Genomic DNA, 13,952 nt, shown 5'->3' with positions numbered 1-13,952 from the left:
TGCGGGTTACTCCGCAAGACACTTTTTTAACGTTAACCGTTTAACTTTTTGTAATAAAGATAGGAAGCAGTCGTTGAAATAACTAATGCTAGCAACACTAACACAATCATAATCATAATAATATATTCCCCTGTAAAAAATGAAAGAATGGCTATGATAAAACCACACGCTACAAGTACTTTAGAGGCAAAGCGATTACCCAATTTCCAAACAGTCTCATCTTTTAATGTCCAAGGTGTCCTCAATCCGATAAGATGGTTTTGCTCTGCTAACTGCATGGAATTTCCACCAATAATTAAAAAGATACCAACAGCAAGACCAATTATTAAATCAATATCCAGTTCGTATCCTAAACTTACTAAAAGGGTTGAGAGCTGTAAAATATATAAAAGGATTAACATATTATTAGAAGCTAGAAAAAGCAATGCTTTATTTTTTTGCGTTGACTTAATGGTTAACATATAAAAAGTAAGATAATAAATAAGCATAACAATAGGTATAATAAAAAGTGTTAGAGGTTTAGATATAAAGGCAGCCGGCTTATTTCCTGACCATTGTATCGGTATTTCTTCCGGAAGGTACTGATAAAATATAATTGAAGTCAAGAAACTCAAACAAACAATAATTATGGAAATTATATTTTTCTTCATAAATCGTTATCCCCTTTATTTATAAAGTTAAGCATCCAATTTATTGAGTCTTGAAGTACTGTGGTATTTAAAGAATAATAAATAAATTGCCCTTTACGGTGGTCAGCTATGACTTCCGCCTGTTTTAAAATATTCAAATGGTGAGAAATACTCGGTTTACTGATATTAAAATGTTCTGCAATATCTCCCGCAGTCATATCCCCTCCTTTTAACAAATCCAAAATTCTCCTCCTAGTTGGATCTGATATAGCTTTGAAAACATTATTCATAGCGTTTTCTCCTTTTCGAAAAACATTTAGACATTTAGATGTTTGTATAAATGTATTATTATTATAACTTGAAACTTTTCTCAAAACAACCTTAAAATTGGCAATAACCATCTGATATTTGAAGATTTTTTTAAAATACTTGTCTAACTTCAACGCTGGAAAGTATCGGTTAAAGGGACTAACACAGGTTGTTTACTAAAAAAACCACCCCTGTTTTATTTAAATAGAGGTGGTTTTTCTTTCAGCTTTAATATAGTTTCTTTTTTTATTTTTAATCGGGCTTAACGCGCGTTCAAGCCAGCCCATGACCAAATCAGCTATCACCGCCATAAGGGCTGTCGGGATCGCGCCAGCTAATATAATCGCGGTCCCGTTTGTTGCGTTTGACCCCCTGACGATGATGTCTCCGAGACCGCCGGCGCCGACAAATGTCCCGATGGCAGTAATGCCGATAGCAATGACGAGCGCGGTGCGGAGGCCGGCCATAATGACAGAAAGCGCCAGCGGAAGCTCGACCATCCGCAGCACTTGAAACTTTGTCATGCCCATCGCTTTTCCTGATTCAAGATAGGCATGTTCAATACTGACAATGCCTGTGTACGTATTTCTGATGATCGGCAGCAGCGAATAAAGAAATAACGATAAAATGACCGTATTCGCGCCAAGCCCCATCACTAGCATCAGCACGGCCAGCATGGCGAGCGCCGGCACCGTCTGGATCACATTCGTGACGGCGAAAACCCAGCCGCTTAATGTTCTGTATCTGGCAATCAGGATGCCAAGCGGAATGCCGACGATGGCCGCAAACAAAACGCCGTACACCGACATCAGAAAATGGCGGTAAAACTCTTGCAGCACATAACTGCCGTTTTGCGAATAGTAAGTGCCAAGCTGCTGTAATACTTCCATTTGGTCTGCCTCTTTTCTTAGTCAAAATAATGATGTTTCTCTAAAAATTCCTTTGCCACAACAGATGGCTCCTTCAGTTTGCCGTCCACTTCGTAGTTGAGCTCCTGCATGGTTTCCGTGTCAATCTTCCCGATCAGTTTATCAATAATGCCTTCAAGCTCCGGATGTTCCTTAAGCACCTTTTCCGGAATCACCGGCGAACAGTCATACGGCGGGAAAAACTGTTTATCGTCTTCTAGGATTTTGAGATCATACGCCTTAATCCGGCCGTCTGTGGAATAAGCAAGAACGGCGTCCATTTTCTCGTTTTTGACTGCGTCATAAACAAGTCCGATCTGCATCGGATAGGTTGTTCCGAACTCAAATCCATACGTGCTGACAAAACCTTTATATCCGTCGCCCTTCCGTTTCAGCCAGGCATTGTCGACCCCCAGCTTATATTCAGAAGCGTTTTTCTTCAGATCAGACACGGTGTTTACATGCTCCTTTTCCGCAAACTTTTTTGTTACGGTAAAGGCGTATGTGTTATCAAACCCGTAAGAATCAAACCATTTATATTTAAAACGTTTGTCAAATTCTTTCTGTACAAAGTTCAGCGCTTTTTCCGGATTCTTCTCCGCCTCCATTCCGAGGGTGCTCGTTAAATCCGTGCCAGAATAGCGTGTGGCGGATATGTCAATGTCACCGCCGAGCATCGCCTGGTGCTGAACATAGTTTGATCCGAGATTTTTGACTAAAGCCGTATTTAAATCCGTATCGTGTTCAATAAGCTGCGCAATCATATTCGCTAAAATTTCTGATTCTGTTATACTTTGCGCCCCGACCTTGATCGTATCTTGTGAGGCGCCGCCAAGTCCCGGCAGAGAACAGCCGCTCAGCAGCATGACAAAGGCGAAAGCGAGCGCGCCGATCCATCTGATTTTTTTCGTTTTCAATACAGCCAACTCCTTAAGAAACTTCCTTCATCCCTTGCAATCCCTTCGGTGTCACTTTTCGTTCCGTCACGGCTAGCAAATAATCAATGATAATGGCTAAGATTGTAACCGGCACAGCACCGCCAATGATGTATTCAGGCTGATACAGGTTCAGTCCGATAAAAATGTAATCACCAAGACCGCCGCCGCCAATAAATGAGGCAAGGGTCGCCCAGCCGATTAAATAGATCGTGGATGTGCGGATGCCTGCCATAATAATCGGAATCGCCAGCGGAATCTCGACAAGCCGGATCTGCTCCCAGCCGGTCATTCCAATCCCTTTTCCTGACTCAAGCAGATTTTTGTTTACACCTTTAATGCCTGTATACGTATTGCGCAGAATCGGAAGCACCGAATAGAAAAATAAAGCGACGATCGCCGGCACTTTTCCCACACCGAGAAGCGGGATAAAAAATGCCAGAATCGCCAGACTCGGCAAGGTTTGCACAATGTTGACGGCACCTATAACCGCGCCTGCGCCTTTTTTCATTCTGGTCAGCAGAACGCCGAGCGGCACCGCAACGATAATACCCAATACAACAGCAATAAGAGAAATATATAAATGTTCACCTGTTTTATACAGCAGCTCTCCGCCGTTCGTCTGTAAAAAAGTCATCATTTGATTCATGTGTAAGAGCTCCTCCCCTGATCAGATCGTCATTAGCTGGTTTTCCTCGCCCCATATGGAATCATATACGATGTCCACAAGGCTTGCTCTTGTCACAATCCCTGCTAAATGGTGCTCTTCATCAACAACGGGAACATACTTAATTCCTTGCTTCAAGATTTTCCGGACGGTATCGCGGAGAAGGGCTCCTTTTTGCACGGTATACATATCCGAGCGGTACACATCACCAACAACGCTCGCTTTTTTGCGGTTTTGATCAATGATTTCAACATCTACGTATCCCTTCAGCACATTTTGCTCATCTACAACAAGCAGCGAGTCGACGCGTTTTTCTCTCATCAGCTGAATGGCCTGAGAAAGCGTTTTGTCCGCTGTAACCGTGACAGGCATTCTGTTCATCATCTGCTCAACCCGCTCAATTTCAGGCCTTGTCTGGATCAGGCGCTCTTTCCCGATAAATTCTTCTACAAATTCATTTGCCGGATTTCTGAGAATCTCATCAGGTGTGCCGACCTGAACGATTTCACCCGCTTTTAAAATCACAATCCGGTCAGCTAGCTTAATGGCTTCGTCCATGTCGTGGGTCACAAACACGATGGTTTTGTTTAACGTTCTCTGCAGTTTTTTAAATTCTTCCTGAAGGGAATCCCGCGTGATCGGGTCAAGCGCTCCGAACGGTTCATCCATTAAAATGAGAGGGGGTTCCGCAGCCAGTGCGCGCAGCACGCCGATTCTTTGCTGCTGTCCGCCGCTGAGCTCGTGGGGATAACGGTCTAAATATTCAGGGCCCATATCAACAAGCTTTAACAGCTCTCTCGCCCGTTCTTTCCGTTTTTCTTCAGGCCATTTCAGCAGTTTCGGAACGAGTGAAATGTTCTGCTGAATGGTCATGTGGGGAAACAAACCGATCTGCTGAATCACATAGCCGATTTTTCTCCGCAGTTCAACCGGGTCCTGTTCCATTATGTTTTCTCCGTCGATAAAGATCTTTCCTGACGACGGTTCAATCAGTCGATTAATCATCTTCATCGTCGTCGTTTTTCCGCAGCCGCTCGGGCCGATAAAACAGATAAATTCGCCCTTAGCAATATCTAAATCAATGCTGTTCACAGCTTTTTTGCCGCCTTTATATACTTTTGACACTTGTTCTAATTTCAGCAATCCGTGCACCTCCGCAGATTTCCGTTAATTTTTCTGAAAAGTATAATCTTTATTATAATTTGAACTTTGTAAAATAAAAAGTTTACAATGTGTTGAAATTATATGTTATTTACAGATTATTTATTGTTATGACTCAGGCAGAGAGGGTGTTCTTACAATTACGCCGGATACCTCTCGCTTCCTCCGCATACAGCTGTTTTCAACAACTGGCAGAAATATGATATATTGACACCATCAATTGCCATTTGAAGGGATGATCAGCTGTGGAAAAAACTGCTTTCGACATCATTGAACATGCTGAAGAGCATCTCATCGAGAAGATTGCCGAAAACATGCATACGTTTGGAATGCCTTCTACTGTCGGGCGTGTGCTCGGGATTATTTATATGAATCGAAAACCGATGACGTTAAGCGAGCTGTCAGAAGCAACAGGCATGAGCAAAACACGGATGAGCCAGGTTGTCCGTGAAATGATTGATGCCAACATTGCCGAAAAGGTGTTTGAAAAAGGCGTAAGAAAAGATCTTTACGACGTAGAGCAGGATTATTATCAAACCTTCATATCTTTATTTGCGGCGAACTGGACAAAGGTCGTGAGCAAAAACAAAGTGCTGTACAAAAAATTAAACCGGGAACTGACGGATCTTTCACAAAGGGACGATCTTCCCCGAGAAGCCGAAGAGAAAGTCAATCAGCTGCTGAATGAATTAAGAGAATGGCTTCATTACTATGATTGGCTGAGCCGCTTAATTGAGTTTTTTGAGAGTGAAGAAGTATTTGAATACGTGCCGAAAACAGCTGAAAGCAGCTCCCTGAAGTAAGGGAACTGCTTTTCTACATGATGAGATTAATATTGGAAACATCATACATAAGAACATCGTATACTTCCTCCATGTGACATTGGCCTTACCAAGAGGCTGATTCTTCACAAACGTTTATAGCCGTTCGGAAACACCGCATGCTACAATGAAGTGACTATGTAAATAGGAAGGATGTATCTATATGTTCAAGAAAATTGCAGCAGATGCACTCGGATTATCAGATATCGGAAAAATTATCGAACCTCAGGATTATGACAAAACAGATGCTGATGACTATGTCATGCATGAAGACAACGAAAAAATTTATTTCCTGATTAAAACAAAAGCCGATGAATATTGCTTCACGAATCTGGCGCTGATCCATGTTGACGGCGAACGTGCCACTTCCTCTAAACGAACGCTGAAACGCTACCCTTATTCCCAATATAAAATCTCTGATGTTTTTCTGGAAACCGCCGGGAAGGTCGATTTGGATGTTGAAATCAAGTTCAAGCTGGGCTCTGAACAATTTGACATCGATGTGCATAAAGAGCAAATTGAAAAGCTGAAAGATTTGTATAAAGCCCTTCTCCGTATCTCTGAAACGATCTATGAAAATGACATTTTGATCAATCAGGCTGAACAAAGTCTGGAACGAGCAGTCACCATCCTTCAGCATACCCGCCCTGAGCACGTCAATATTGAAACACAATACAAAGAGCTGACCGAATTCGGGTTTACATGGGTCACTTCCGTCCGCTCGCAGTACCATATTAAAGATTTCGGTGACGTATTTGAAAAATATATGAATAACTAGAAACAAGACACGGGTTCGCATCTGGCAGCTCGTGTCTTGTTTCTGATACGTAATCTTGGAGAAAATTTTTTACCTGGATATTGGTTACTTTTCTACTTTTTTCTTTTATAATGACATTATTAGTCTATTTTCCCTATATTACATGTAAAAGGAGTCATCATATGTTTTGTCCTCAATGCGGCCATCAAGCAGATGGCGGAAAGTTTTGTGAGAAATGCGGATCGCCTCTTCCACGCCAAGCCGGCGAAAATCAAGGAGCACAGGCGGGAGCTGAAGCTGCAAAACAAGCAGCAAAGCAGTTCGGTTCATTTGTTCTGGCTGTTCTGAAACGCCCTTATCAGGAGTGCAAAACAACAGGCGGCGAACAGCTGATCAGCGGAATCATTACAATGGTGCTTTTCAGTTTACTAACTCCGCTGATGTTTTATATTCTTTTTTCAGAAGGTCCCGGCAGTGCGAGCTTTACAGAAATCTTTTTAAAGCCAACCATTTACTTTGCCCTTTTTATTTTCGGGTTGCATGCATTGATCTTTTTTTCCTTAAAAATTGCGGGAAACCAAGTCTCATTTAAAGATTCATTCTCCAGATTTGGTGCGTTTCTTATTCCATTTACAGCTATTTTGATTCTTGCACTTCTATTGTTTTTATTACATACAGATCTTTGTTTCACCGTGTTAGCGATTGGTTTAATCGGCGCATTCTTCGCTATTCCCCCTGCGATGCTGAGCAGTTACCAGCATTCGTATAAAGGAAAAGCTGATATCATTTACTCAACCACTGTGATTTATCTCATCACATGCGTTGCGTTTCGGTTCATCATCGAACATTATATTAAAGAGATTTTCCGTTATATCTTTTTTTAAAAAACACCCCCATCGCCTGCTGGTGATGGGGGTTTGTTTTTATTGAATAGATGTTAAATAAATTCTTCCGTCTTTCACTACGCCGGTGTAGGTCCAGTTGTATGTTCTGCGCTTTGTACTGCCGCCTGATTTTGTAATATCAAATTCTTCATATGTTTTAATTGTGATATTCGAGCCGCTTTGATTAAAGCTTTTTACCTCTACATCAATAAATACTTCAGTCGTCCCCTCGCTGTACAGCTTCTTAACCAATTTCTGCTGATCATTATATAATGAACTTCCTTTTTCCAGATTGCCTTCCATGACCGCAAATTCATTTAAATTCACTGCGGTTGATTGATTTGTCAGATAACTAACCATAAATGATGTCACTTGTTCATCCGTGACATCGCCGGCCGATGGGCTTACGCTTGCTTTCTTGCCTTTTGCGTCTGCCCAGGCTGACGTGTACGTCTCTGCATGATCATTTTTTATTTTCTTTATATTTGTGCCGGCAGAATCAAAAGTTGATTCTGCATCTTCGAACATCCACTTTTTCTGTTTTTTATCATATGAAAGCAGATATTCATAGCTCGGGCTCTCATCCGACATTTCAGGTTTCGTATAGTCATTATAATTAGCCGACTGGTGAAGTTCTTTTCCTTTTACTGACGCCTGCCATGTACCGTCATTTTTCTGGGATAGAGCAAATGTATCCAAATCAAAGTCTGTTTCCAGATATTTATCTTTTAAGTAAGAATCCGTGTTTTTCATCGAATCCACGTTATCTTTTACTTCGGCTTTCCAACTGGCACTTGCCTCTGTCATCTGAGCTGTATTTCCATCAGAAAGCGCTTTGGAATATTGCTTTGTCGTTTTGACAATCGTATTCATGATTGTTTCTTGTGTGTCTTGGTCAGGAATTAATGTTAACTCCATTTCTTTGCTATCAATCGGCACACCCGCTGTTTTTGTTTTTCCCCATGGAAACTCCGCTTCAACCGCAGCTGTCATTGATCCGTCTGTCAGAAGCGGGCCGTATGTGACAGATTTGAACGGATCCTTATGGATGGATTTTCCGTTAATCAGCAATTCTCCCTTTCCATCCTTCATGTCGTCCGCTAAGCTGAATGTTACATTATCCGCTTCCAATGAGAGATCAACACGAAAGCTGTTGTCACCAACCGCCTGAATGTCTTCCTTTTTCACAAGATCCACTACATCGTTTTTCAGTTTGGCTGAGACTGTATATTCGCCGGGAATGTACGGTCCAAGGGTTTGTGCTTGATCTGCTTTCTTTACAGATCCGGCTTCCTCTTTATTCACATAGAGATCCGTATGTTTATAATTGCTGGTTACTTCAAAATAAACAGGTGCTATCTTTAAATCATAATGGTCAAATACTAGCAAAGTTTTCCCGTCTTTCTCCGCGTAAACAATATCCTTTTGGACTGTTTCAGCACGCAGCGATGAAAAAAGCTCATCTTTTTTGTCAGGATGATCCTTTAAATATGTAAGAAACGGCTTTACGTTTTGTTTAGTAAGCTTGAGCCTGTCATTTGCCGGTGTTAGCAGCGAAGCGATTTGGTCTTTATCCTCATCATTTACAGCCTGCTCAAATTTGTCGACTAACCTGTCCTTAGAAGTAAGGTACGCTCCGGTTTTATATGCAGTGAATAATATGACGCACGCTGCGGCAATGCTGCTCCATAACATGATGGTTTTCTTAGGGATTGGTTTCCGCGGAGCCTGCCTCGTTTCAGCAGTGCTTGCTGTTTCTTGATTTGCCTGTCTGCTGCTCCCTCCGATCGGGGTGCCGCATTCTTTACAAAACTTGGCCCCTTCATTATTTTTTTGACCGCATTCCTTACAAAACATGTGACTTTCCTCCTATTTTTTATCCACTATTTTGTACAGATTTCCTATGTTACATATTTTATAATAGAATGGTATGAAATTGGAGAAAATCATGAAAATATCTCTATAAACATATGAAAAGGTGGAATGTACGTGCAAAAGCTCAGGATTCAAATAAGAGAAAAAGCAAATGACGAATTATACGATCTATTGCTGCTCGCCGATCCGTCGAAAGACATTGTAGATGAATATCTTGAAAGAGGAGAATGTTACACAGCTTGGGCCGGTGATGAACTTGCCGGTGTTTATGTATTGCTAAAAACAAGGCCGCAAACAGTTGAAATTGTAAATATTGCCGTAAAAGAGTCTCTTCAAAAGAAGGGTTTTGGCAAACAGCTTGTCCATGACGCCATCGAAAAGGCAAAGGAGCTGGGTGCGGACACGATTGAAATCGGCACGGGAAATTCCAGCATTCATCAGCTTTCTCTCTATCAAAAATGCGGATTCCGCCTGCAGGCGATCGACCATGATTTCTTTACCCGACATTATGATGAGGACATTTTCGAAAACGGCATACAATGCCGTGATATGGTGAGACTTTATTTGGATCTTTAATGAAAGAGCTGCCGTATGATAATCGGCAGCTCTTTCATATAGAAATTAAAAAAACTGATTCGCTTTTTTCCCGGCATCCCGTTGCATTCCCTGCCTCACTGACAGTATGAAAAAAGTCAGCACGAGGGTCAGACCGACAGCCAGAAAAATATAATCAGCGTCCATAAACACAAGAAGCACTGTATAAACAGCTGCTGAAAGAGGTTCTCCCATCTTTACGATAGAAAAAATAAGCGCGAAAATTCTTCCGAAGTATTCAGTCGGAACAGTCTTTTGAAAAAACAGAACTGTTTGCACATCAATATACGAGATAATAACACCTAGTATCAAAAAAATGACACATTCAAGCCCGCTAAGCTGAAAAAACAAAAACATTATGAGCAATCCGACAGCTGTTAAAGTTCTGGGGTAGAGCCGTTCAAGCCGCTTAGTATTCCACTTAAAAAATACAGCAAGATTACCTAAGAGCATTCCGCCCTGAAACATTGCATACATGACGGCGAACCATACTGAATAGTTTTCATGAAAACGTTCCACTGCAAGAATCGGCCCCATAACCGAAATAAACCCGGCAATAACAAGATTCACGATAAAAAAATAACCGACAGAAGTCATCCAAGATGAGTTGCCTTTCAGCATTCTGTATCCTGTCTTAAGGGCTTCTGCCCCTTTGCTTTTTAGGCCGGCAGGTTCTGAAATGTGGATAACTGCAATCAATGCAGCGGATACAAAAAAGGCGGTTCCATTAATGAAAAACAGCAGCCCGAACGGAATGGCCGCAAGCAAAACGCCGCTGATCAGCTTTCCGACGATCAGACCAATAAGTTCGCTTGTATTCATTAAAGATGTCGCTTGATCTAGATGTTTCTGAGGGACAAGTATCGGGATAAGCGCGACTTTCGCCGGGGAAAAGAGCATCGATTGCAGCGATAAACAAAATGCGCATACACCGATGATCCATACAGTTAAAAAACCATTTGCGCTAAGGACTGCCAAGAGAATCATAATGACTGCCCTTCCTGTATTACACATATACAATATGGTTTTTTTTCGTAAAGAATCAATTAAGGGGCCTGTAAACATTCCGAAGGTCAGGGGAACGAGCTCGATAAAAGAAATCACCCCGACCAATATTTTACTTCCGGTCAAATCGAGTACAAGAAGCGGAAGCGCGATGAGCCAGACGCCATCCGCCGCGGAAGAAAATACTTGTGCAGACCAAAGTTTTGCATAATTTGGTGTTCGATATGCCGAATCACGGCCGTTTTTGATCTTCATCAGAAGCACCGCCGAACCATTCTAATGTTCTCCATGATTCTTTTCTTTGTGTATAATCCTCTTCCATCACTTCAAATACGATACCTGTGCCATCACCGCGGTGTATCTCTTTTAACATCTCTGCTGCTTGTCTGAGCAATGTTTCATCTATCGTTCCTTCTGCAGGATGACGCCCTTCAAAACAGCGGACACCTCCATGCGGGAAGGCTAGCTGGCAAAACGAACTGAAATGATAATGTTTAATGCTGTCCTTTAAGGAAATAAATTGAAAAAAGTCAGGGTATCTCAGCTTTTCATTCCTGAACATAAGTGATGATGATAAATGTGTCTGATAGGTAATGGCCCAATGACACAGATCCCATGTAATCCCGATATGTTTTAAACCGAGCTGAATCAGTTCCTCAAAATCCTCAGGATAAATGAATATCGGGTCAAAGTCTTCGCCCAGATTCCCGATAATCGGCAGATTTTCGACTCCAATCCATATATCTGTTCCTTTTAGCTCTTCATCAAACTCTGCAAAAAATTCAATGACTTTTCTGCGGTTTCCTTCTAAATCATAGCCTTGAAATTCTTCAACGGACATAAATTGATTGGCATGAACAATTATCCCCTTGGCGCCATATACATCCGCAAGCTCTGCAAAATGAAGCAGACGGTCCTTTATATGCGCTTCATGAACATAATCCGCATTGTCGGTGGGAAAATGAAGTGTCAATAATGACGGCTCAAGCTGTTTTGTGTAATCAAGTGTCCGCTTGAAGGTTTTCACATAATCTGTTGCTTCAAACGATTTTCCGTCAAAAATATTGGCTTCAAGGCCGTATCCTGCTTCGACCCACTTTTTATCAATTTGCTTCGGGTCTAACCCGAAAAACGGTATTTGCGCAATCATCCGTCACCACGTCCCTCTCACAAGCATAAAAGCTTCTGCTGCAGAAAAACCGGATTTAGCTCCCCAAACATATGCATTATTTTCAATCGCTTGCAAGGACCGCGGATGCGGGAAATCCCTCAGCTCCGAATCGTAGCACGCCATAGCCTTCAGCTTCAGTTCAAGCTCTTCTTCTATATTAATGAAGAAATTCGCGTGGAATTGATCCTTATTCAAATAGTTCCACTCTGTCGAGGATAATGTTTCGTATGCCAGGACCTGTTTTACGGAATGACCTGGAAGCGGGCGGGTTGCCGTCATCACCGCTCTGAATACTACGGTATGGTCAATATTAATATCACCGCCGTATTGTGTATATACAATATCCGGCTGAAAGCGTTCAATTTGTTTTTCTGCTTCTTTTACGACATCCAGCAAATCCAGTGAATCAAGCCTGTTATCAGGAAGATTTAATCTGACAAAATCGCTTATGCCGAGCGTGCTAAGCGCTTGTTCCGTTTCACTATAGGAATGCTGCATGAGCGAATCACAAGGTTTTTCATAGTCTTCTTTTCTGGACGATTTTCCCTCAGCCATAATGACAGCCGACACACTGTCTCCTTGACGGACATGTTTCGCCAGAGCTCCGCCGACGCCGATAATTTCATCGTCCGGGTGCGCCGCAAATACCATTACTTTCATTATATTGTCCCCCTTTGATTAACGTTTCGGAAATATCCGCCCCGCAATTCATAAGCATATCAAGCATAGAGAGATGAGGAATGTGCTCTCCGAATAACTGCGGATAATGTATTGTCCTGATTTGCTGGTATTCGATTGTAATTCCGCTTCTATCAAAATCACTTTCTATTAAATAGTCTGATCCTTGGCTGCCTGAATAATAATGATCAGCCCCTAGTTCCTTACAAAGTGCGAGCACAAAATCACTCTTTTTTTCATTCCGGCATTCGAGCTCCGAAACATAGCAAATTGGCGTTGAAATACGAAGTTCACGCAGAAAAAAATCAATGATGTACATATTCAAATCGTGAAGGTACTCCCATTCCTGCTGATAGACATCTTTAAAAAACATTTGATATTCCTCGAAATAGGGAGCCTTTGCATAATTCATTTTTATCGCCATCCAGTGTTTCTTTCGCCAGTCTTGTTCTTGATCAATTTTCATATCACGTAGCTCAATATCCTTATAATTTTTCATCTGCAGAGGAACAGTCAGCCACGTAGGGCCTTGAGACGTTTTTATCCTGTTCCGATTGAGAAATCCTTTTTTCTCAAACTGGGCTGTATCGTGAATCGCAAATACATCTGATTTATGGATTTTTTCAAAAAAACCATACCAAGGGAGATAACTGGACTGATGGCCGCTTACCACTTTTACTCCGTTTCTGTGAAATGTCGACATCGTTTCTCTTCAGCTCCCCAATATCGTTTCGGTCTGGCAATTTCTTTACTGTGAGAATATCCAAAATCAACCCATTGAAGCTTCTTGTCGATGGCGAATGATAAAGCGTTCCGCATTAACAGATAAGAAGCCTGCGTTTCTTTACCGGCAGGGCTGTTTACATTCTGCCAATAATAGAAATGAGAATGGTCATATAGAAAAATACTGCTGCTGATCATTTCATTCTCAAGAAATGCCCCTACCCAAAAGACTTGTCTGCCAAGGCTTTCATGCAGCCTCTGAAAAAAATCCTGGCTTAGCATATATGCTAAGCCGATAGCTGCTATATGCGCCTTATACAAATCGTAAAACTCATGAATCGACTCCTGTCCGATTAAGCGGACGGATACATTTTTCTTTTCCGCATATCTGACTGCAGTCCGTGCTTTTCCCGAACAGTTTGTCCATAGCTCTTCAAATGTATCGGGAAGCGATAAAATATGAGTTGTTTTCTCTTCCCATTGTTCTCCCGATTCTTCGATAAAAGGAGTTTGGTCATGCGGAAGCAGGAGCCGCGATAGTTTCTGTCCAAATAATGCTTTGATTTCACTTTGCAGCCATTCGAATGAAATTGGACGGTCTGAAATGACGCCGCCGTATCCTATCATATTACCGCTGAGCGAGCCATTCTGCTCAAACACCGGAACATATATCACTTGTCCGCCGTCCGATGTCAGCCTGACGGGGTGAAACGAGGTATTGGGGAGCTCTTCCATGAGCTTCCCCCAATCATAGCTTTGAAACAACCCAGCCTGAAATATGTCAGCAGCCCGATCCCATGCTTGAGGAGTTACGGAAAATGCTGTTTTTTCCACG

Annotated in this window: 16 protein-coding genes; 4 read left to right on the top strand and 12 right to left on the bottom strand. The window is 42.0% G+C overall.

The window, feature by feature from the left end:
- Positions 1 to 32: 32 nt before the first annotated feature.
- From H7F27_RS04110 to opuCA, 6 genes are all read right to left on the bottom strand, one after another.
- On the bottom strand, positions 33 to 650 hold the full coding sequence (locus H7F27_RS04110) for an SdpI family protein (RefSeq protein ID WP_024122871.1): 618 nt from the start codon (positions 648 to 650) through the stop codon (positions 33 to 35).
- Positions 647 to 919 carry a sporulation delaying system autorepressor SdpR gene (gene sdpR, locus H7F27_RS04105; protein ID WP_024122872.1) on the bottom strand — a complete coding sequence of 91 codons (273 nt, stop codon included), beginning with the start codon at positions 917 to 919 and terminating at the stop codon, positions 647 to 649. Before sdpR ends, H7F27_RS04110 begins: the two co-directional genes overlap by 4 nt.
- Before the next feature lie 219 nt (positions 920 to 1,138).
- Entirely contained in the window at positions 1,139 to 1,828 is a 690-nt protein-coding gene (gene opuCD, locus H7F27_RS04100; RefSeq protein WP_024122873.1) for a glycine betaine/carnitine/choline/choline sulfate ABC transporter permease OpuCD, read from the bottom strand.
- Between the two features lie 17 nt (positions 1,829 to 1,845).
- Complete coding sequence (gene opuCC / locus H7F27_RS04095) at positions 1,846 to 2,712, bottom strand: osmoprotectant ABC transporter substrate-binding lipoprotein OpuCC (RefSeq protein ID WP_185848924.1); 867 nt, start codon at positions 2,710 to 2,712, stop codon at positions 1,846 to 1,848.
- A 64-nt stretch (positions 2,713 to 2,776) separates the two neighbouring features.
- The gene (gene opuCB / locus H7F27_RS04090; RefSeq protein ID WP_024122875.1) at positions 2,777 to 3,430 is read right to left on the bottom strand and encodes a glycine betaine/carnitine/choline/choline sulfate ABC transporter permease OpuCB; all 654 of its coding nucleotides are present in this window, start codon (positions 3,428 to 3,430) and stop codon (positions 2,777 to 2,779) included.
- Between the two features lie 21 nt (positions 3,431 to 3,451).
- Entirely contained in the window at positions 3,452 to 4,591 is a 1,140-nt protein-coding gene (gene opuCA, locus H7F27_RS04085) for an osmoprotectant ABC transporter ATP-binding protein OpuCA (RefSeq protein WP_101859940.1), read from the bottom strand.
- Between the two features lie 263 nt (positions 4,592 to 4,854).
- Between opuCA and opcR the strand changes: the two genes are divergently transcribed.
- From opcR to H7F27_RS04070, 3 genes are all read left to right on the top strand, one after another.
- Positions 4,855 to 5,412: an opuC operon transcriptional regulator OpcR gene (opcR, locus tag H7F27_RS04080; protein WP_103671315.1), complete on the top strand. Its 558-nt coding sequence runs from the start codon at positions 4,855 to 4,857 to the stop codon at positions 5,410 to 5,412.
- A gap of 181 nt (positions 5,413 to 5,593) precedes the next feature.
- Positions 5,594 to 6,208 (top strand): PH domain-containing protein, encoded by a 615-nt coding sequence (locus H7F27_RS04075; protein ID WP_024122878.1) that lies wholly within the window; start codon positions 5,594 to 5,596, stop codon positions 6,206 to 6,208.
- Positions 6,209 to 6,369: 161 nt separating this feature from the next.
- A complete protein-coding gene (locus H7F27_RS04070) occupies positions 6,370 to 7,071 on the top strand; it encodes a zinc ribbon domain-containing protein (RefSeq protein ID WP_185848613.1) in 702 nt (233 codons plus the stop codon).
- A 39-nt stretch (positions 7,072 to 7,110) separates the two neighbouring features.
- Here H7F27_RS04070 and H7F27_RS04065 read toward each other — a convergent pair whose 3' ends face one another.
- Complete coding sequence (locus H7F27_RS04065) at positions 7,111 to 8,928, bottom strand: zinc ribbon domain-containing protein (RefSeq protein ID WP_185848612.1); 1,818 nt, start codon at positions 8,926 to 8,928, stop codon at positions 7,111 to 7,113.
- Between the two features lie 126 nt (positions 8,929 to 9,054).
- Between H7F27_RS04065 and H7F27_RS04060 the strand changes: the two genes are divergently transcribed.
- Positions 9,055 to 9,522 (top strand): GNAT family N-acetyltransferase, encoded by a 468-nt coding sequence (locus tag H7F27_RS04060; RefSeq protein WP_081638366.1) that lies wholly within the window; start codon positions 9,055 to 9,057, stop codon positions 9,520 to 9,522.
- Positions 9,523 to 9,567: 45 nt separating this feature from the next.
- On the opposite strand, the gene H7F27_RS04055 is transcribed toward H7F27_RS04060, so the two are convergent.
- Genes H7F27_RS04055 through H7F27_RS04035 form a run of 5 tightly spaced genes read right to left on the bottom strand, consistent with a single transcriptional unit; the run spans position 9,568 to position 13,951 of the window.
- Positions 9,568 to 10,800 (bottom strand): MFS transporter, encoded by a 1,233-nt coding sequence (locus tag H7F27_RS04055; RefSeq protein ID WP_103671312.1) that lies wholly within the window; start codon positions 10,798 to 10,800, stop codon positions 9,568 to 9,570.
- Positions 10,778 to 11,695, bottom strand: coding sequence for a TIM barrel protein (locus tag H7F27_RS04050; protein WP_185848611.1), 918 nt, complete (start codon positions 11,693 to 11,695; stop codon positions 10,778 to 10,780). Before H7F27_RS04050 ends, H7F27_RS04055 begins: the two co-directional genes overlap by 23 nt.
- Positions 11,696 to 11,698: 3 nt before the next feature.
- Positions 11,699 to 12,376, bottom strand: a complete 678-nt coding sequence (locus H7F27_RS04045; RefSeq protein ID WP_024122884.1) for a PIG-L deacetylase family protein — start codon at positions 12,374 to 12,376, stop codon at positions 11,699 to 11,701.
- Positions 12,339 to 13,097, bottom strand: coding sequence for a WbqC family protein (locus H7F27_RS04040; RefSeq protein WP_101859935.1), 759 nt, complete (start codon positions 13,095 to 13,097; stop codon positions 12,339 to 12,341). The genes H7F27_RS04045 and H7F27_RS04040 overlap by 38 nt, the downstream gene beginning before the upstream one ends.
- On the bottom strand, positions 13,070 to 13,951 hold the full coding sequence (locus H7F27_RS04035) for a GNAT family N-acetyltransferase (protein ID WP_185848610.1): 882 nt from the start codon (positions 13,949 to 13,951) through the stop codon (positions 13,070 to 13,072). Before H7F27_RS04035 ends, H7F27_RS04040 begins: the two co-directional genes overlap by 28 nt.
- Between the last annotated feature and the right edge of the window lies 1 nt (position 13,952).

Origin of the sequence: Bacillus sp. PAMC26543, assembly GCF_014250375.1 — a bacterium.
GTDB lineage: Bacteria > Bacillota > Bacilli > Bacillales > Bacillaceae > Bacillus > Bacillus halotolerans.
The sequence above is the reverse complement of the archived record's forward strand: the minus strand, read 5'-3'. Positions and strand labels throughout refer to the sequence as shown.

Excerpts from the sequence above, each read along its gene's own strand:
- opuCC (WP_185848924.1), bottom strand. The coding sequence starts at position 2,712 with ATGCTGCTGAGCGGCTGTTCTCTGCCGGGACTTGGCGGCGCCTCACAA.
- H7F27_RS04060 (WP_081638366.1), top strand. The coding sequence starts at position 9,055 with ATGTACGTGCAAAAGCTCAGGATTCAAATAAGAGAAAAAGCAAATGAC.
- sdpR (WP_024122872.1), bottom strand. The coding sequence starts at position 919 with ATGAATAATGTTTTCAAAGCTATATCAGATCCAACTAGGAGGAGAATT.
- H7F27_RS04050 (WP_185848611.1), bottom strand. The coding sequence starts at position 11,695 with ATGATTGCGCAAATACCGTTTTTCGGGTTAGACCCGAAGCAAATTGAT.
- opuCB (WP_024122875.1), bottom strand. The coding sequence starts at position 3,430 with ATGAATCAAATGATGACTTTTTTACAGACGAACGGCGGAGAGCTGCTG.
- H7F27_RS04110 (WP_024122871.1), bottom strand. The coding sequence starts at position 650 with ATGAAGAAAAATATAATTTCCATAATTATTGTTTGTTTGAGTTTCTTG.
- opuCD (WP_024122873.1), bottom strand. The coding sequence starts at position 1,828 with ATGGAAGTATTACAGCAGCTTGGCACTTACTATTCGCAAAACGGCAGT.
- H7F27_RS04075 (WP_024122878.1), top strand. The coding sequence starts at position 5,594 with ATGTTCAAGAAAATTGCAGCAGATGCACTCGGATTATCAGATATCGGA.
- H7F27_RS04055 (WP_103671312.1), bottom strand. The coding sequence starts at position 10,800 with ATGAAGATCAAAAACGGCCGTGATTCGGCATATCGAACACCAAATTAT.
- H7F27_RS04045 (WP_024122884.1), bottom strand. The coding sequence starts at position 12,376 with ATGAAAGTAATGGTATTTGCGGCGCACCCGGACGATGAAATTATCGGC.
- H7F27_RS04070 (WP_185848613.1), top strand. The coding sequence starts at position 6,370 with ATGTTTTGTCCTCAATGCGGCCATCAAGCAGATGGCGGAAAGTTTTGT.
- H7F27_RS04040 (WP_101859935.1), bottom strand. The coding sequence starts at position 13,097 with ATGTCGACATTTCACAGAAACGGAGTAAAAGTGGTAAGCGGCCATCAG.
- H7F27_RS04065 (WP_185848612.1), bottom strand. The coding sequence starts at position 8,928 with ATGTTTTGTAAGGAATGCGGTCAAAAAAATAATGAAGGGGCCAAGTTT.